This window comes from Streptococcus vicugnae (assembly GCF_016461705.1).
In the GTDB taxonomy this organism is placed as follows: domain Bacteria; phylum Bacillota; class Bacilli; order Lactobacillales; family Streptococcaceae; genus Streptococcus; species Streptococcus vicugnae.
The window spans coordinates 308,933-324,254 of the sequence record NZ_JAEMHW010000002.1; the positions used below are offsets into that span (position 1 = coordinate 308,933).

Genomic DNA, 15,322 nt, shown 5'->3' on the forward strand with positions numbered 1-15,322 from the left:
TTATCCTTCCATTCTTTGTTGATAAACAAGTTCAGAGTTAAGGTCAACGATACCTTCAAAACGCATTAACTTGTGACGTAAATTGCTAGGGTCTGGCACATCTTGGCAAGTCGTACGTTTAAGTCCCAAACTTGCAAATATAGAGTTGATAGACGTAGCCATATCGCTTGTTGTATCGTTGTTAAAGATATCGACCTTATATCTGACATATGTTTTTTGTTCTTGGTTATCGTATTGTTCATAAGGCTTATTTTCCTCTTCCAAATAGATAACCACTGGAAAATGTTCCCAATCATCTGGATAAGTGTCTGTGACATTATCCGTAAGCTTCTCAAGCTCTTTATAAATAAGCGGTTTAATATTAATCATTTGACAATTTCCTTTATCCTTTTGTTAACGTAAGTGCAAATATACTGTGAAACACGTTTCTCGTTATTTTTTAACGCAGGGTATAGATAAGGTTGTGCTGGCTGACCATACATCTTATAAAATTCACCTACTTTTTGGAAGTGATATGGTCCTACATCAATTTGACTTTCATGAACATACCACGGCGTCGAACGATAAGAGACACTGATTTCTGGTGAAATACCTGAATGGTTAGCTTGCCCAACTGGTCCTGTTCCAAGTTCAACGTATATACCGTATTCTTTCGTAACGTAAACAACTGCTATCGCTTCACCAACGCTTTTAGCTTCAGCTTTTACTTGTATGCCTTCATTACGCAATTCACCAGAATTGACAGGGGCTCCTAGCTTAGCTTCACCTTGTACCATTTTTCCACCGCCATTGGCAGCCGTCAAAACAATATCTGTAGTCGTCCTGCTGTCAGACAGTCTGCGTAATTTTGCAATCAATTTATCAGCATTAACGATTTCTGACATCTTCTAATTCCAACACCTTGTGATTGCTGTAGGTTTTTATTGAAATGACTTTATGTGTTATGTTATCACTATTAATACATAGCCCGTCAAGCTCATTAATCGTTGTATTGCGTTCAACTAAAGCATTTAAAATATAACTTAGTCGTTGTCCATATACTTCTGCTTGCACATTGCCTGACGCTGGCCATATTTCTGCATAAATCGTAACACCTTCATCACTATAGCCAGTCCTTTTTAGACCCTCGTTAGTTTTAATCGTCTGATGTTTCTTCAGTAGATACGGTTTTAGTCTGTTCTTTTTCAAACGCATATCCGCCCACCTTTGCCAATCGGTATTGATTAATACTAGCTTTTAACGTCTCTGAAACACCGTCTTTGTAGCTGACCGATACACCGCCTTCACTACGTGATGACTCACCTTCACTACCTTGTTTGTTGTACAGTTCCAGAGCCAACTCAAGCTGTAAGCCTTCCAAAACTGGAATTAGTTTTGTTCGGTTCGTCATTGTCAAAATAATATTTTTAGCCCGCAAAAGTAAAGGCGAAAGTAATTTTGAATCACTTTCGCCAGTTAACGTTTGTAAAGTTTCAAGATTATCCATGAAACCTCCTTACTTGTTACTTAGAAGATTTCTTATCTTCCTTAATAACTTCCACAACTGTATCAGTTTTGACTCCCTGCGATTCAAGATTTTTAGATAGTTCTTTGAAACGTTGTTCAGTCACTTCAATAACTGCTCCTTTTGGGCGTAAAACTTTTGCTTGCCAGTCGTGGAAATCTTGCAACACTTTTAATTTAACCATTTAGCACCTCCAAAAGTTCCTGCTTAGTTAGAGTGCTATAACCCTCAATACCACGTTGCTTAGCTAATTCTTTTAGCTCTTTAACGTTCAAATCTGACAAGCTATCAGCCTCTTCAACTTCCACAGCTTCTTCAACTTCCACAGTCTTTTTAGGTGGGTAATGGCGTCTTAGTAGCATTCCCATAAACGCTCCTTATTCTGATTCACCAAATTTGACGACTTTTGATTGGTCATATAGATAAACACCGTAGTGTTCATCACCAGTGATTACAGTTGTTTTCTTAATAATGTCGCGGTCTGTTTCAACAGCAATGTTACGTTTTAAATTAATAACAAATGCACCATATTTAGCTTCGTCGTCTGGGTCTGTTTCTTTAGCAGATACTTGCACAAGGAAACCTTTGCCTTGTTCTACTTTCTTAGAACGGACGATTTGAACTCCTCCAGCTTCACCAAATGTGCCAGCCACAACCATTTCAGCACCAAGTTCTGAACCTTTAATCCATTCTTTACCAATATTCGCTTTTAGTGAAATGGCATCTTTTGGATTGATGACAGCGACATAACGCACATCTTCTTCATCTTCGAAAATTTGAAGTGCCTTGTCAATTGTTTCAAGTGTTGTTGGCGCTTCAGCAACGTGCTGTGTAGCTGTTTTAGCGATTTCCACAAGGTCATTATCAATTTTGTTAGCAATAGCTAAACCAAGCTGATGAGTTGCTTGTCCGATAGGGTCACCAAGTCCAGATAAAACAGCTTCGTCGGTAATTTCATACCCTTTACCAGCTTTTTTGATAGTCATTGTTGTCTTTTTAGTTGTCAATTGGTCAAGTGGAATAGCTTCACCTTCAGCAACATCTGTGGCATCACCTGCATACTCGAAAGCTGGAACTGTCAGAGTGTCACCTGGTTGTCCTTCAAGCGCTGTTTCGACATAAGCAAGTGGTGTAAATTTTAATAGTTTTGGAAGTTTAGCAGAAACCATATCCGCCATAACTTCTGGATTAATCATGTTTGCTAATTTAGTAGTTCCTGTTGGCATAGTTTAATTATCCTTTCAGTTTGTTATATAGTTCGGGATTACGTTCGAACAGCTCGTTACGGCTCTTGTAACCCATTTTGTCAAACTGTTCTTTGGTAATTTCAGCTGGCGCACTTGGTGCTTTTGGAATTGGTTTACCACCCTTAATACGTTCTGAAACACCTTTTTGAACAGCTTCCTCCCAACTCTTTTGTAGTTGGTCAATTGATTCATGTACACTATCTGCGTCAGTCAAATTGACGTTGTTAACTAACTCAATTGGTAAGCCACGTTCGCTTAGAATAGATTTAGCTTCTGCTGTCAATTCGCGTTTGTTGATTTCTGCTTCACGGTCAGCTAATTCTTGCTCACGTTTTTTAAGTTGATAAGCTTGTTTATCGTCAGCGTTCATCTTAGCTAACTTTTTAGCTTCAGATTCTTTAGCTTCTTGATCAGCTTTCCATTTTGCAAATTTCTTATCAATAATGGCATCAACATCTGCGTCTGTGTACTTCTTTTCGTCTTGTGGCTTTGATTGTTCAGACCCTGCAGCAGTCTTGTCAGTTTCTACCACTTCAACGTTGTCGTTTTCTTCTGCCATATTTGGCACCTCCTACGTTTTAAGTCGTCCCCGACTATTAAATCCATAGCTTTTAACGTCTTCCATGCCTGGACAAACAAAAAAGCCGTATCACTACGACTATTCTTTTAGAGCTTTAATAACCACTTCGATAATCGATAAAATGCTTTAATAAACGCTATTAATGCAATCAATAAAAACACTACTGTAATAAAACCAAATAAAAAACTGGCTAATTGCCAGATGAAATTTACCATAATTTTATCTCCTTTTAAGCATAAGAAAAGCACCTAATCAAATTGACTAAGTGCTTATGATTTCTATTTGTTTAATATTGTCTTCTGAGTACGATTGATTATCTATGACAATTTCATCTTCGCCATCAATATCATAGCCGTCAAACCAATCAGAAACTTTCCCAGAAACAGACGTACCATCATTTAAAATGATACGAACATCTTTATTTATATATTCCCACAATTTCATGAGGTACCTCCTTTAGTTTTATTATCGCTTGGTATTCTTGGAACTAAATGCGTTGTCGATTTTGAAATATGTATTGTAAATTCATCAGTTGCAATTGGGTTAGCCCCTGTTAAATCGTGAATACTATAAGCTACACCACTCTTAGTATCTGTTTTAATAATAGCACTATACTGACCACCCTGACGTCTAATAATTGTGCCGTTCAAATAATTATCGTTTATAATCTTTTGAACAGTCGCATTGTCTACAGTAAGATAACCTGGTATGGGTTTTCCTTTTGACTTATTATGTTGTACATAATTATTATAAGCTTTATGATTTTGAGTGTGTCTATTTTGTTTATCTTGATTAATAGTCAAAGACAAATCACCATTATTTATGTGTTCTTGCAAACGTGATTTAAGCCTTAACTGCTTGTATCCCTCAGCGTTATTATACTTTAAATCAACAAAATCTGCCAATGTTTTAGGAGTTCTTTCAACCCCTAAAATGTCTTTGTATTTGATGTATTGTTGGTTAGCTCTATCAATATCAGACTGTTTCAAACCGTCAACTTTATACAGCGGTTTTACATGTTTAGCGTACCAGTCATCATAAGTCATATCAGCTGGAACAAGTATGTTTTTACCTGTTTTAGGGTCCTTCGCACGTCGTTTCTTACCTTTAGCCCACTTATCATCAAAGTAAGCAATGGTTGTCGAACGACACCAAGGGTGCATAGGTGGATAGTTAACGCCGACTGTCGCTTCTTTCGTCTTATACACTAGTTGGTCATGTTCACGGCAAATAGTAGATGTTCTTAAGTCAAGCGTAGCTACAAATTGATATTGATCGATGTCAGCTTCATCATAGCTTTTCAACTCCATTTGACCATGATAATATGCTGATTCTGTACGAACCAATCGCCTTGAAGCGTTCTTACCAACATCAAAACGTTGTGAAATGATTTCAGCAATATCACGAGTGCTGCGTCCAGTCATAAGTCCAATTAAAAGCTCGTTTTTTAGGCTATCTGCTAGCGCCTGCGTGTTGTTCCAAATTCTGCTTGAATAATTATCCCCATACCAATTAGAACGCTGTAAACGTGAAATCTCACGCTCTGGTAGGGTGTTAAAATCATATGCAACACCAAGGCGTTTTTGAAGCTCGTAAGTATGATGATAATAACTATCATTCATGAAATCAGAATAATAAGTATCCGATTGTTGCTTTTCGCTTCGATATACCTTATTAGAAATATTGTCAATTTGTTTCTGCAAGTCATTAAAGCGATTAATTCTAAAAGCAAATGCTGGGCTGTCTAAATCAGCTAACAACTGATTTATATTTGGGTTATCTGGTTGTGCTTGAAGCTGTCGTTTAAGATTATCAATTGTCTTATCATCTTTTATTGTCTTTAATACTAAACGTGCTTCTTTTTCAGTCAAGCCATAATCACGTTGAAACTTATCAAAAACTTTGTTAGATTGTCTGGTCAAATAGCGTTTGGCTTCGTCGTAAATAGCGTCAAACGAATCAGCCTGTTTTTCTGCTTTATCCATTTGGTTAAAGATAAGCTGTGCTTTACGACGTTCCCAGTAACTTAACTTCTTACTCATCTACATCATCTTCTTGATTTAATGGCAAATTTTGAACAAACGCTGGAACTTCGTCAGTTTTATTTTCTTGCTCTTCCTCGAGCGCTTTTAATTCTGCGTCTGGGTCTTCTACGAACGGCAATAAAGAAATCAATTGACGAAGACTTACTTTACCGTCAAGATTGTTGATAATTTGTGACAATTCAAGTAAGTTCTTAGGCAAACCACGTTTATATTGTGGCACGATTGCTTTTGCGTCAAGTGCAATTTGTTTCAAACCTAAATAATTACAAAACAGCTTAATACGCTTACGAAGTGACTTGCTATAATGCTGTTCTTTAGTCTTAGTAATCATTTCTAAGCCTAACAATTTGTATTCCATAGCCACACCAGACACATTACTAGCGAAATTCTCATCTGTTAAATTAGGAACATGACTAAATGTGTAGATGTCTTGTTTCAACGCTTTACGCAACACCTCAATAGCATTTTCATCTAACACATTATTTAAGAAACCAGCCTTAGCATCTGCTGGCAATTCAAGCAAGCCTTCCTCACTCAAAATCTGCATAGCTTCGTGCGCTTCCTCTGCACTATCTGCTAAACTAGCGCCGTAAAGCACCAAAATAGAATCGATAGCTTGTTCTTTATCATTCACACGATTAGCAGTCAATGAATTATAAGCGTCAATCAAACCTAATTGTTGTTCATAATCACCAATCATAAATCCATTATTTCGATATTCAACGATTGGAATAGCACCCATATGATGTTCTTCTGGTTTTGATGATTCATTATCAGCATTTTCAAAACCACGCAACGTCATGTGATAGTGATAGTTTTCAGTTAAAACTTCTGCTCTGTACGTTGTATTCTGACTGACATCGTCCATAATATCGTAATAATAAACCGCAAATAATGGACGTTGTTCAATCGAATCATCATAAACAATAAATGTGTTTTCTGGTTCGAGACTTCGAATGCTTAGCTCTGTTTCATTTTCTTTCGCAAATACAAATTCATATGCACGACCATAAATAGCCATGTTGAGGGCATTCTCGTTATCTACATGGTCCACATCTGCTTTATCAAACGCATTAAGCAACGCTTCAATATCTGCTTCTGACGTATTTGTGTATGTAATACTGTTACCCATGAAATAGCCAGTTGACGTGTCAGCTATATCTTTAGCATGGTTAGCAACGGTTTTAAAGTTTGGTAAATTTGACCGTCGTTTATGATTTAAAATATCATGCTTGCCAAGGTAATAATCTTTTAACGTTTTTAGTCGTTTGCTTTCTGAAGCATGAACGGTGATAAGTTTATAAATAATATCGAGATTTAAGTTTTCTTCGTCGTATTTGCTACGAGAATAAATCAATGTGTCGTCCTGCATGTGACTCCTTTCTACAAACCATAAGCTGACTTACGTCGAACTTTAGCTTTTGTTTTAATTTTGTTATTAATACTTTCAACAATACCTGTTAGAGCATCTGCTGCGTCATCATGTGCGTTTTTACCCTCGCGTTGGTAAGACATCAGTTCCTGATAGAGTTCAGGCCATTTGTGACGCCAGTTTTCTGGAAAGTAAATGTGTTCAATTGCCCATGTAGCATTTGTTAAAATACGAGCTTGTTTGTTTTGTGACTGATGAAACCAATTAAAAAGCGTGTAATGATTGTTATATTGTGTTTTAGTTAACCTTTCAACGTTACGGGCAAAGCCACGACCACCGTTATTACTTTCAATATCGCATGTATTGACTTCATGCTCCGCTAATTTTCTGGCAAGCAATGGTTCGGTGACTTCCATTGGTTCTTTAGTAAAGACAATATCAAGAATATAAGCTTCATTATCAGATGTCACACCGTAAATATAACTTGATAGATAGTCACTTCCTGTATCTGCCGTATCGGTATAAGCACTAATACGCTTGAATTTAGGTCTTGTATCGTAAGTTTTAAAGCCAGAATATAAACGCCCTTTTAAGTCAATTGGTTCTTGCTGATAGTTAGCAGAAGCTATGTCAGCTCCCATGGTCTTGGTCTTTTGAAGATAAGCTTGTTTACTCAAAACTTCATCACATAGCATGGTATCTGTCGCTTCATCATAAGCTTTCATGCTGATATGTTTGACCTTGTAATCAGACTTAGGAAGTTCAACCAGCGCCTTACCTGCTAAGTCTTGCGAATGCCAACGCGTCATGATAATGATAATTTTTCCGCCTTCTTCAAGGCGAGATAACATAGTATTTGTGAACCACTCCCAATGCTTTTCTAAAACAGTAGCATTGTTAGCTTCTTCGGCATTTTTAATAAGGTCATCAACGATAATAATATCAGCACCAAAACCAGTCGCTGTACCAGTTGGACTGGTAGCCAAATAATTGTTATATCCACCCTCTAAACTCCACAGGTTCATAGCAGCGTCACCATACTTGATATGCGTATCTGGAAAAATGTCATTAAACACAGTAACGTTTTTATCTGCTTTCGTTTCTTGAATAGCATTTCTGACATTCTTTGAAAATACAGTTGATAACGTTTCATTGTATGAACCAGTCATTATCTTTTTGTTGTTGTCATTTCCAAGTAACCATTGAACGAACATGCCTGCCGTCCTTGATTTTCCGTGTCTGGGTGGTTCGTTGATAACTAAAACATTATGCTCATCATCACTTAAAAAGCCTTGCAAATCATTGCAAAGCTCAACTAAGTATTTACGAGACGGCTTATAAAAATCACTTGCCATTAGATGACAATAATAAAAGAAATCACGACGAGCTAACTCAAAACGTGCTTGCTGTTTGATTGCTGTTTTATCCATCATCAATCAACTTCCTTAACTCATCCGTTGTCAGTCCTTCAAATGGGTTAGATTGGTTCACATCAGCCGTAACATTGAGTTGTTTAGGTTCTTCCATACCAGCGTAATCAAGTATCATTTTAGCGGCGTTTAAACGCGCTTGAGGTGATGCATCAACGTCTTTTAAAACATGAATAAGCTCATCAAACGCAACTTCCGCCATTCCTTGAAATCGACGGCGTAAAGCTTGTTTTTTAACCTCTTGCAATTTATCAATTTGTTCAAGTATTTCACTGTTTTTCATGTTTTCAGTTGCTAAATTATCTGCTACTTTATCTGAATAACCAGCATAACGTGCCGCTTGACCTTGCTTCATACCTAAAGCGATTCCTTCAGCAAATTTCTTTTGTAGTTTCGTTAACGTCAATTCATCACCCCCATGCAAAAAATAAAAAGCCACACAAACGTGTGACTACGTATTCCTTTGAACCTTTACACTCTTGCATCAAAGGAGAACGACAAGAGAAGGATTTGAACCTCCAATCTCTGAGTTATCAGCCCAGCGTTTTGCACATGCGTTTCTTTTTTTGATACGTCTATCAACTGTCCACGCTTTATAACTACCTTGTCAATAGAAACAGCAGGATTCGAACCTACGCCTACAGATTAAAAGTCTGTCGCATTCACCCCTTTGCTATGTTCCTACTGCTTATCCAAAAGGTTGCACGAACAAGCATGATACACTCAACCTGGATTGTGTATCGTTTTTTAGGCATCTGTCCACATGATGTTGCATCCTTTACCCTTTATTTTCAACTCTAGCCAGTGTGGTCTGACCTGTTGCGGAACCTATAACTAAAAGGTAAGATTTATTATCTTACCCCCAAACCTTGATGATACTATAATAACACTTTAAAACTGCAATGTGCTGCCTCTTTATGCCAAAATATGCCAATAGCTGTCAACACTTTTCGAGCTGTTTTTGAGCTATTTTCTTAAGCCTGAAATAAGTGCGTTCGCTTATCTTCATTTCGTCCATTACTTCATACATTGACATCTTATCAATGTATATAAGACTTAAAATAGTTCTGCTTGCCGTATCTTCCAGATTATCAATCATATCTTGCAACTCTCTGCGCTTTTGAATTGCTTCAACGGTCTTATTATCAATCTCATCAATCGAATCAAGTAATTCAGCGTATACATCATCTTGCTTACGACTTAGTCCACCTTTGACCTTGTCAGCAGACCACCGAGGGCTTGAAAGTAGTGAAGCATTAAGCCTATCTCGCCGTCTGATTAGACTTTGAATGTATAAATCTAAATTTCTTAAATCTTTCAAAATAGTCTTAGCTCTGCTCACTTTCAAACCTCCGATATGATATAATAGTTATAGCATTTTAAATCATATCGAGCTTGCGTGAGCAGGCTCTTTTTTATTAAAAATGGGCAGGCGCACGACCCAAACATTGAATTACCATGAGGAAATATAGCAGCGCCTTGCATAATCACAGTCGACTGATAAACTGCTTTGAAATGTTTTACAGAAAGATTTAAGGAGTTCCTCTTTTCTAAAAGATTTCAGTCTGTTGCTAGCTAGCCACCCAGTAGACCAACAAGCTATATACTAATTTGCGTAAGAAGAAGTGCGTTAACACCTCTATTCCATTTTTAAATATTCTGGGTATATCTGCATGTGGAATCGAACCACACTAAAGACCGTCACAGATACCGTAAAATAAAAAGATTTGATTAAGGTCTAGGCTACCGACTAGGGAATAGCCATCATGGAACCTGCTTTCTTTATTGTTTTTAATTCCTAGCCTATACCCACGCAAGGATTCGAACCTTGCTACTTGCCTTTGTGGGTAACCAGATTATCAAGCCTGATTTCTAGCAACCGTGCTTTCGCTTGCTCTGGTGACATTTTTTGATAATGCCGCTTGTAGAACGTTCTTAGTTCGGCAGTTGACACCTCGAAAAGATTATCTGGACTAAAGTTAGTATTATCACCGTCAAGATGAATATACCCTTTTGGCATATCTACTCACCTAACAATTTTGGCATATGTTTTGGCGTGCCTTCATATTCTTGACTCATCTCATATGCTTTCAATTGTGTTTCGGCTGCCTTGATAATCTTATCGCTGATTGCGCTGATTGACTTAGCACGTTTTACTTCACGCTCTAGCTCGTCAGCTGATAACTCATCATCATTCAATCGCTCGATTTGCTCGAATAGATGATTATTTAAATCTTCAAATGTATTTCTAACCATAACTACTCCTCAAGTAAGCCTGCATAGCTATCTAAAATCATTTCAAGGTCATCTGCTTTGACCTGGAATTCGTTGAACCAGACACCGCTTTTTGAGATATGCAAATCTTTTTTGACATCTACGAAATTCATTGGAATTAGTAAAATGTAAGGCTCGTTTAGCTCTGCGCCTTTCTCACGTTCCAAAAACGCCACAATAATGTCTTGACTGCCTTTAGCGTTAATTTGCCAAGCTATCGTATCAGTTTTGTAACATTTTCTCGTGTGCGCCGAACTGTATTTAACATCAATCGTTAAATTGCGATAAACAAAATCATAGACTGGATTGTTCTTCATGAATTGCCTGTTGGCGTCAATCGCTTCTGGCACTAGTTTTTGGAATAATGCTTCAGCTTCACCACCCATTTTTTGTGAATGATTGCCATATTTTATCTTGTCTTGGATTTTTAAAACACCTGCTTGTGTCAAAATAATATGCACAAGATAAGGTGGCAAGCCAGATTTTTGTTTGACCTCGTGAAAATCGTTAGTTTCAACGTACAAGTCTATCATTTCTTGCTTAGTCATAACTACCTCCCCAGCTGTCAGCATAATAAACAATCACTTGATTTTCTTCCAAGAGTTTAATTTGTGCCTTAGCCTGTTCAAGTTCTGTTTTTAACTCTGTCATTTCAGACTTGCTTTCACGTTTGCCGATGTCATATCCAACAGCGATGAACAGAAATGCTGCAAGCATGACAATTAATCCAATCACTAAATCTTCATTTTTCATGTTTCAACCTTTCTCACTTTAAAGCTGTATAAACGCTTGTTTCGGTACTGCCATTTAAGACTATTCACTTTTTCAAGCGCTTCTTTGTACGTATCAAAACGATACGTCTCATCAACCATATTGTCAAAATACAACACTACCTCATACATTGCTTACTCCTTTCGCTTGTTTATCTAACCAATCCCAGATAAGATGAAACTGACCATTGACTAACTCATCATTACCGTATTTTTCGCAGATTGCCACAATGGACTGATTAGCCCATTCCCAGTAAGCATAGGTTCCAAAACCAAGTTCTTGTGATTTTTGATTACTAGCTTTCATCCAAGCTGTGACTTCATTTTGAAAGAAATCAATATAATCAATTTTCATGGCTCATGACCTCCTTCATTCTTTGAACTATATTTTTATCTTCTGGTAAGACTTCTCTGTGCAGCAATCGATTTGCTTTGTTTGGAGAAACGTTCAACATCTTACCAATCTCAATATAGTTTTTGAGATGTTTCTTGTGAGCCCATTCGATAAAATCATCTAACACTTCCAAAGCATTTTCTGTGTGACGTTCATAAAATCCAACACAATGCTTTGCTTTTAACTTATTTCCACCCTTGCTACTCATAAGCTTTCTAACCTCACATAAATTCCTACTGTGTCAGCCCAAAATTTCTCAATCACTTCACTAGCTACGCGCGAATCATTCACATAGAATCCTGTTCTTTCCATGCAATCTTTTAATAACTTCACCAGGTTATCCGTGTCGGGTTTCGTATGCTTGTATTGACCGTTAGTTGTTCCTTTTATTTTTGGAAACAACCATTTAGTGGTCAATCTCAACGGACCATCCAACGGTTCATTTGGTGCATATGGTACTAACAACTCCATAAACATTGCTCGTGTTTCCTTTAGCTCGTCTGGCTCATAGAACTGTGGCTTACCATGGATGACACGGACCTTTTTTTGTTGATGTGTGACTGTCGGAATTTTTTTCATCGGGATAAAGAATTCAATCATTCTTCCACATTTAACTTTTTGTTTACTCATTGTACAGCCTCTTCAACGCATCACATATAATGTCTATTTTTTGTTGATCAATCTTGTTCTTCATTTCAAAATATTCATTTGTTGCTTTACAAAAAATCGCTAAAGCAGCCAGTACACAAAAGAAATAAAAAATTAGTATTAGTACACATATCAATGTGTTCATTATTTTAACCTCACCTCAATTTCAAATTCTTTATCCTGAAAGGTAGCTGGAACAACAACACCTTTCATAACACCGTCTCTAAAATAGATTTCTATCATGCTTTCAAGAACTGCTTTACCAATGTCGAGCTGTGGTTCTAATAATTGTTCTTGTAATGTTTCCATTTTATTCTTTCCACTCCGCTTCATAACCACGCGCTGTTAATTTAATTTTCAAACGTACAGGAACATCATCAACGTCAAAATCAATATTGATAGTATCTGCATTACTATCTGTCATTATTTTAAAAATTTCTGCAAGTGTTGTTTGTGTTGTAATCATTTTTATACCTCATTTTTCCATTTTGATTTACAATTGTTTTTCACGCGCTTTGTCAAAGATGAGACAAAGGATAAAGGGGCAGAGCTTACAGCCCCTTTTCCTTTTCTCTTTGACTTTTGACGAAGGAAAAACACTTTTAATAACTCTGGAAGAGTTATAACTTGTTTTCTTCCGGAAAATAACATGTTTTTTTCTCGTTTTTTTCCTAGTAAGAAATTTTTGAAAAAAACGTTATTTTTCGTACCAAGAAACGAAAATAACATACTCTTTCATGTTGTTTTCAACATGTTTTTTTCTTTCTTTCGTAAAATGCAGTTTTTGAAAAAAACGTTATTTTTCGTTTTTTTCTACCTTAGCAACTTGATAAATTATTCCTTTTTGAGCAATAAACCCTTCATGTTCTTTTACATAATTCAGCACAGTTCTCTCTGTAGTGTCCAAATACTCAGCTAATTCTTTTTGAGTTACTGGAGTCGAACCATCAGATAATACACTATAAGCCGTTTCTAATTTTTCTTGTCGCTCTTTGAGCTTTTCTTTTTTAGACTTTCTACTATCCTTAGCTTTTTGCCATGCAGGCTTACTATCTTCCAACTGAATATCTGCAAGAACGCCTGTTGTATCCACGTTGTGAACTGGATAGCTGAACCACATGTTGAGCGGTGAGAACTTCGCAAACTCACGAAGTGTACCTTCAACGCGCCATGCTGTAGCGATTTTAATTGAATGCTCAACTTTTTGAATTTCATGCAGATATGGTTTTCTGATCATGATGTCATCAATTGCTTTATCAAAATGTTTGCTCATCTGTGCGACGCTATGCATGTCATCAAGCGTGATTTCATGTTGATAATAATCTAAGTTGCGTTCCTGAATAGCACGCTTGAACACTTCGCATTTTGCCTCATCAGTGCGTTGTTTGATGATAGTTTCAGTCAAATCAAGTTCTACTAAGTCAATAAGTGCGTCTGGGTCACGCGCAAACACTCCCGAACCACTGGCACGGTCCATTGATTTCTTACCACCTTGTGCACCTTTACTGTGGTGGTGACAGTAGATGACTGAACAGCCTAACTCAGTAGCAACCTTGTCAAACTGATTAGTAAAGTGCGCCATTTGGTCCGCGCTGTTTTCGTCACCAGTCAACACTTTATAGATTGGGTCGATGATAACAGCTTGATAGTTCTTTTTAAGTGAACGTCGAATCAACTTAGGTGCCAATTTATCCATTGGAACGGTCTTACCACGCAAGTTCCAAACGTCAATGTTTTGGACGTTGTTTGCTTGAAGTCCCATAGCTGCGTACACATCTTTGAAACGGTGCAGCGCTGACGGTCTATCAAGTTCTAAGTTGACATATAAGACACGTCCTTGTTCACATTGCCAACCTAACCATTTGCTACCCTCTGCTATGGCAATTGATAACTCAATCAATGCGAATGACTTACCAGCTTTTGACGGACCAGCAATCAACATCTTGTGCCCTTGTCGCAAAATCCCGTGAATAAGCTCAGGTGCTAAGTCTGGCATGTCATCCCAGCTGTCTAACAGCCCTTCTGGGTCTGGTAAGTCGTCATTTAAATCTTCGACCCATTGGTACCATTCGTCGTAGTTTGCTTTACCGATATTCGTATCAATTAAGAACTGCTTGTGTCCGTTTCGTGTGACACCAGGCATGCGTGATAGACGGCTAGGATTACGGTTTTGCGTGTCAATATCAAGACCATTTTTTTTACAGATTTGATAGATGTAATCTACACGTTTCCTATATTCTTGATAATCACGCGCATCTACTTTCACGACTGCGTGCAGTGATTTTTTACCAGAATGAACAAGCGTTGCAATTGGTAACTCTAGTTCTTTAAACAGTGCGTATTGCTTACCAATGTCTAATGTATCTGATTCGACCAAAGCATAACGATATTCAGTGACATTATCATTTTTTACACCTTTACCATCAAGCGGATTGAATCGAATCCACGCACCTGCTTCTTCCTTATAGTCACCAAAAACAGCGCCGATGTCGTCAGGTGTCTTTTGTAGCAACTGGATAAGCTCACCAGCGGTCCTATCAAAGTTACCTTGCGTTGGTTTGTAAATCGTACCATTGTCTGTTTCAATTGGATAAGTTGCTGTTACGTAGCCAACCAAATCCGTTGAGTCAAACAAGGTTTCTAGATATCTAATCAAATCTTGTGCAGGTTGCCAATTAAGTGGCTCTCTGATTTCTTTTGATTCAATCCAGTTCTTATCAACGATTTGATAGTCACGGTCAATGGTATCTTCCCAATCTAGCTCGTGGAAATCACCACGACCACTTGACGCAGGTTGCCAACCGTTATCTTTTGCTAATTGTGTGATTGTGGCTCCTGTTACGACACTGCCTGCTTCTTCGTTGAAAGTATCCCATTTTTTGAAACACTCCCCACGTTTATAACGTGTATCAGCTTGTGACCAGTTATCCCAGTCCATAGCCGTGTAGCCTTCGTGTTTAAGTGCAAAACCAACATTTACCCAGTCTTGATAAGACAACGTTGACGGGTCTATATAATCTAGTAAAGGTAATAAATCAAAATCTTTATCTAGCATTTC

Annotated in this window: 25 protein-coding genes and 2 tRNA genes; all 27 read right to left on the reverse strand. The window is 37.6% G+C overall.

The features are described from left to right. Positions 1-369, reverse strand: a complete 369-nt coding sequence (locus JG537_RS05035; RefSeq protein ID WP_058692254.1) for a hypothetical protein — start codon at positions 367-369, stop codon at positions 1-3. After that, positions 366-884, reverse strand: coding sequence for an HK97-gp10 family putative phage morphogenesis protein (locus tag JG537_RS05040; protein WP_132868869.1), 519 nt, complete (start codon positions 882-884; stop codon positions 366-368). The genes JG537_RS05035 and JG537_RS05040 overlap by 4 nt, the downstream gene beginning before the upstream one ends. Next, positions 868-1,194: a hypothetical protein gene (locus tag JG537_RS05045; RefSeq protein WP_199544099.1), complete on the reverse strand. Its 327-nt coding sequence runs from the start codon at positions 1,192-1,194 to the stop codon at positions 868-870. The genes JG537_RS05040 and JG537_RS05045 overlap by 17 nt, the downstream gene beginning before the upstream one ends. Then, positions 1,136-1,486 carry a phage head-tail connector protein gene (locus JG537_RS05050; RefSeq protein WP_199544102.1) on the reverse strand — a complete coding sequence of 117 codons (351 nt, stop codon included), beginning with the start codon at positions 1,484-1,486 and terminating at the stop codon, positions 1,136-1,138. Before JG537_RS05050 ends, JG537_RS05045 begins: the two co-directional genes overlap by 59 nt. A gap of 16 nt (positions 1,487-1,502) precedes the next feature. Further along, positions 1,503-1,688, reverse strand: coding sequence for a hypothetical protein (locus JG537_RS05055; RefSeq protein ID WP_199544105.1), 186 nt, complete (start codon positions 1,686-1,688; stop codon positions 1,503-1,505). Next, positions 1,681-1,872: a Rho termination factor N-terminal domain-containing protein gene (locus JG537_RS05060; protein ID WP_199544107.1), complete on the reverse strand. Its 192-nt coding sequence runs from the start codon at positions 1,870-1,872 to the stop codon at positions 1,681-1,683. Before JG537_RS05060 ends, JG537_RS05055 begins: the two co-directional genes overlap by 8 nt. A gap of 9 nt (positions 1,873-1,881) precedes the next feature. Further along, on the reverse strand, positions 1,882-2,730 hold the full coding sequence (locus JG537_RS05065; RefSeq protein ID WP_199544109.1) for a N4-gp56 family major capsid protein: 849 nt from the start codon (positions 2,728-2,730) through the stop codon (positions 1,882-1,884). A 7-nt stretch (positions 2,731-2,737) separates the two neighbouring features. Beyond that, the gene (locus JG537_RS05070) at positions 2,738-3,310 is read right to left on the reverse strand and encodes a DUF4355 domain-containing protein (RefSeq protein WP_132868875.1); all 573 of its coding nucleotides are present in this window, start codon (positions 3,308-3,310) and stop codon (positions 2,738-2,740) included. A 282-nt stretch (positions 3,311-3,592) separates the two neighbouring features. Continuing rightward, positions 3,593-3,775: a 4-hydroxy-3-methylbut-2-enyl diphosphate reductase gene (locus JG537_RS05075; protein WP_199544110.1), complete on the reverse strand. Its 183-nt coding sequence runs from the start codon at positions 3,773-3,775 to the stop codon at positions 3,593-3,595. Then, positions 3,772-5,373 (reverse strand): minor capsid protein, encoded by a 1,602-nt coding sequence (locus tag JG537_RS05080; RefSeq protein WP_199544113.1) that lies wholly within the window; start codon positions 5,371-5,373, stop codon positions 3,772-3,774. Before JG537_RS05080 ends, JG537_RS05075 begins: the two co-directional genes overlap by 4 nt. Next, on the reverse strand, positions 5,366-6,748 hold the full coding sequence (locus JG537_RS05085; protein ID WP_199544116.1) for a phage portal protein: 1,383 nt from the start codon (positions 6,746-6,748) through the stop codon (positions 5,366-5,368). Before JG537_RS05085 ends, JG537_RS05080 begins: the two co-directional genes overlap by 8 nt. 11 nt (positions 6,749-6,759) lie before the next feature. Then, a complete protein-coding gene (gene terL, locus JG537_RS05090; protein ID WP_199544120.1) occupies positions 6,760-8,181 on the reverse strand; it encodes a phage terminase large subunit in 1,422 nt (473 codons plus the stop codon). Continuing rightward, the gene (locus JG537_RS05095) at positions 8,171-8,617 is read right to left on the reverse strand and encodes a terminase small subunit (protein WP_199544123.1); all 447 of its coding nucleotides are present in this window, start codon (positions 8,615-8,617) and stop codon (positions 8,171-8,173) included. The genes terL and JG537_RS05095 overlap by 11 nt, the downstream gene beginning before the upstream one ends. Before the next feature lie 56 nt (positions 8,618-8,673). Then, positions 8,674-8,787: transfer RNA gene (locus tag JG537_RS05100), tRNA-Ile, on the reverse strand. Between the two features lie 2 nt (positions 8,788-8,789). Further along, a tRNA-Lys gene (locus JG537_RS05105) sits at positions 8,790-8,861 on the reverse strand. Positions 8,862-9,118: 257 nt separating this feature from the next. Further along, positions 9,119-9,520, reverse strand: coding sequence for a DUF1492 domain-containing protein (locus tag JG537_RS05110; RefSeq protein WP_199544125.1), 402 nt, complete (start codon positions 9,518-9,520; stop codon positions 9,119-9,121). A gap of 489 nt (positions 9,521-10,009) precedes the next feature. Further along, on the reverse strand, positions 10,010-10,198 hold the full coding sequence (locus tag JG537_RS05115) for an HNH endonuclease family protein (protein ID WP_199544127.1): 189 nt from the start codon (positions 10,196-10,198) through the stop codon (positions 10,010-10,012). Positions 10,199-10,200: 2 nt separating this feature from the next. Further along, positions 10,201-10,434 (reverse strand): hypothetical protein, encoded by a 234-nt coding sequence (locus JG537_RS05120; protein WP_199544129.1) that lies wholly within the window; start codon positions 10,432-10,434, stop codon positions 10,201-10,203. A 2-nt stretch (positions 10,435-10,436) separates the two neighbouring features. Further along, a complete protein-coding gene (locus JG537_RS05125) occupies positions 10,437-11,000 on the reverse strand; it encodes a hypothetical protein (protein WP_199544131.1) in 564 nt (187 codons plus the stop codon). Beyond that, on the reverse strand, positions 10,993-11,205 hold the full coding sequence (locus JG537_RS05130; RefSeq protein ID WP_199544133.1) for a hypothetical protein: 213 nt from the start codon (positions 11,203-11,205) through the stop codon (positions 10,993-10,995). Before JG537_RS05130 ends, JG537_RS05125 begins: the two co-directional genes overlap by 8 nt. After that, positions 11,202-11,354 carry a DUF7204 family protein gene (locus tag JG537_RS05135; protein ID WP_199544134.1) on the reverse strand — a complete coding sequence of 51 codons (153 nt, stop codon included), beginning with the start codon at positions 11,352-11,354 and terminating at the stop codon, positions 11,202-11,204. Before JG537_RS05135 ends, JG537_RS05130 begins: the two co-directional genes overlap by 4 nt. After that, positions 11,347-11,577 (reverse strand): hypothetical protein, encoded by a 231-nt coding sequence (locus JG537_RS05140; protein ID WP_199544136.1) that lies wholly within the window; start codon positions 11,575-11,577, stop codon positions 11,347-11,349. Before JG537_RS05140 ends, JG537_RS05135 begins: the two co-directional genes overlap by 8 nt. After that, positions 11,567-11,824, reverse strand: a complete 258-nt coding sequence (locus JG537_RS05145) for a hypothetical protein (RefSeq protein ID WP_199544138.1) — start codon at positions 11,822-11,824, stop codon at positions 11,567-11,569. Before JG537_RS05145 ends, JG537_RS05140 begins: the two co-directional genes overlap by 11 nt. Then, positions 11,821-12,216 (reverse strand): RusA family crossover junction endodeoxyribonuclease, encoded by a 396-nt coding sequence (locus JG537_RS05150; RefSeq protein ID WP_199544536.1) that lies wholly within the window; start codon positions 12,214-12,216, stop codon positions 11,821-11,823. The genes JG537_RS05145 and JG537_RS05150 overlap by 4 nt, the downstream gene beginning before the upstream one ends. Positions 12,217-12,408: 192 nt before the next feature. Further along, complete coding sequence (locus tag JG537_RS05155) at positions 12,409-12,573, reverse strand: hypothetical protein (protein WP_199544143.1); 165 nt, start codon at positions 12,571-12,573, stop codon at positions 12,409-12,411. Between the two features lies 1 nt (position 12,574). After that, positions 12,575-12,730 (reverse strand): hypothetical protein, encoded by a 156-nt coding sequence (locus tag JG537_RS05160; RefSeq protein ID WP_199544144.1) that lies wholly within the window; start codon positions 12,728-12,730, stop codon positions 12,575-12,577. Positions 12,731-13,060: 330 nt separating this feature from the next. Continuing rightward, positions 13,061-15,319: an AAA family ATPase gene (locus JG537_RS05165; protein WP_199544146.1), complete on the reverse strand. Its 2,259-nt coding sequence runs from the start codon at positions 15,317-15,319 to the stop codon at positions 13,061-13,063. Between the last annotated feature and the right edge of the window lie 3 nt (positions 15,320-15,322).

Bases quoted from the DNA above. Each gene is read 5' to 3' on its own strand.
- JG537_RS05140 (WP_199544136.1), bottom strand. From the start codon at position 11,577: ATGAAAATTGATTATATTGATTTCTTTCAAAATGAAGTCACAGCTTGG.
- JG537_RS05135 (WP_199544134.1), bottom strand. From the start codon at position 11,354: ATGTATGAGGTAGTGTTGTATTTTGACAATATGGTTGATGAGACGTAT.
- JG537_RS05070 (WP_132868875.1), bottom strand. From the start codon at position 3,310: ATGGCAGAAGAAAACGACAACGTTGAAGTGGTAGAAACTGACAAGACT.
- JG537_RS05160 (WP_199544144.1), bottom strand. From the start codon at position 12,730: ATGATTACAACACAAACAACACTTGCAGAAATTTTTAAAATAATGACA.
- JG537_RS05045 (WP_199544099.1), bottom strand. From the start codon at position 1,194: ATGCGTTTGAAAAAGAACAGACTAAAACCGTATCTACTGAAGAAACAT.
- JG537_RS05155 (WP_199544143.1), bottom strand. From the start codon at position 12,573: ATGGAAACATTACAAGAACAATTATTAGAACCACAGCTCGACATTGGT.
- JG537_RS05150 (WP_199544536.1), bottom strand. From the start codon at position 12,216: ATGATTGAATTCTTTATCCCGATGAAAAAAATTCCGACAGTCACACAT.
- terL (WP_199544120.1), bottom strand. From the start codon at position 8,181: ATGATGGATAAAACAGCAATCAAACAGCAAGCACGTTTTGAGTTAGCT.
- JG537_RS05065 (WP_199544109.1), bottom strand. From the start codon at position 2,730: ATGCCAACAGGAACTACTAAATTAGCAAACATGATTAATCCAGAAGTT.
- JG537_RS05055 (WP_199544105.1), bottom strand. From the start codon at position 1,688: ATGGTTAAATTAAAAGTGTTGCAAGATTTCCACGACTGGCAAGCAAAA.
- JG537_RS05035 (WP_058692254.1), bottom strand. From the start codon at position 369: ATGATTAATATTAAACCGCTTATTTATAAAGAGCTTGAGAAGCTTACG.
- JG537_RS05130 (WP_199544133.1), bottom strand. From the start codon at position 11,205: ATGAAAAATGAAGATTTAGTGATTGGATTAATTGTCATGCTTGCAGCA.
- JG537_RS05165 (WP_199544146.1), bottom strand. From the start codon at position 15,319: ATGCTAGATAAAGATTTTGATTTATTACCTTTACTAGATTATATAGAC.
- JG537_RS05085 (WP_199544116.1), bottom strand. From the start codon at position 6,748: ATGCAGGACGACACATTGATTTATTCTCGTAGCAAATACGACGAAGAA.
- JG537_RS05050 (WP_199544102.1), bottom strand. From the start codon at position 1,486: ATGGATAATCTTGAAACTTTACAAACGTTAACTGGCGAAAGTGATTCA.
- JG537_RS05040 (WP_132868869.1), bottom strand. From the start codon at position 884: ATGTCAGAAATCGTTAATGCTGATAAATTGATTGCAAAATTACGCAGA.
- JG537_RS05115 (WP_199544127.1), bottom strand. From the start codon at position 10,198: ATGCCAAAAGGGTATATTCATCTTGACGGTGATAATACTAACTTTAGT.
- JG537_RS05125 (WP_199544131.1), bottom strand. From the start codon at position 11,000: ATGACTAAGCAAGAAATGATAGACTTGTACGTTGAAACTAACGATTTT.
- JG537_RS05060 (WP_199544107.1), bottom strand. From the start codon at position 1,872: ATGGGAATGCTACTAAGACGCCATTACCCACCTAAAAAGACTGTGGAA.
- JG537_RS05080 (WP_199544113.1), bottom strand. From the start codon at position 5,373: ATGAGTAAGAAGTTAAGTTACTGGGAACGTCGTAAAGCACAGCTTATC.
- JG537_RS05145 (WP_199544138.1), bottom strand. From the start codon at position 11,824: ATGAGTAGCAAGGGTGGAAATAAGTTAAAAGCAAAGCATTGTGTTGGA.
- JG537_RS05075 (WP_199544110.1), bottom strand. From the start codon at position 3,775: ATGAAATTGTGGGAATATATAAATAAAGATGTTCGTATCATTTTAAAT.
- JG537_RS05120 (WP_199544129.1), bottom strand. From the start codon at position 10,434: ATGGTTAGAAATACATTTGAAGATTTAAATAATCATCTATTCGAGCAA.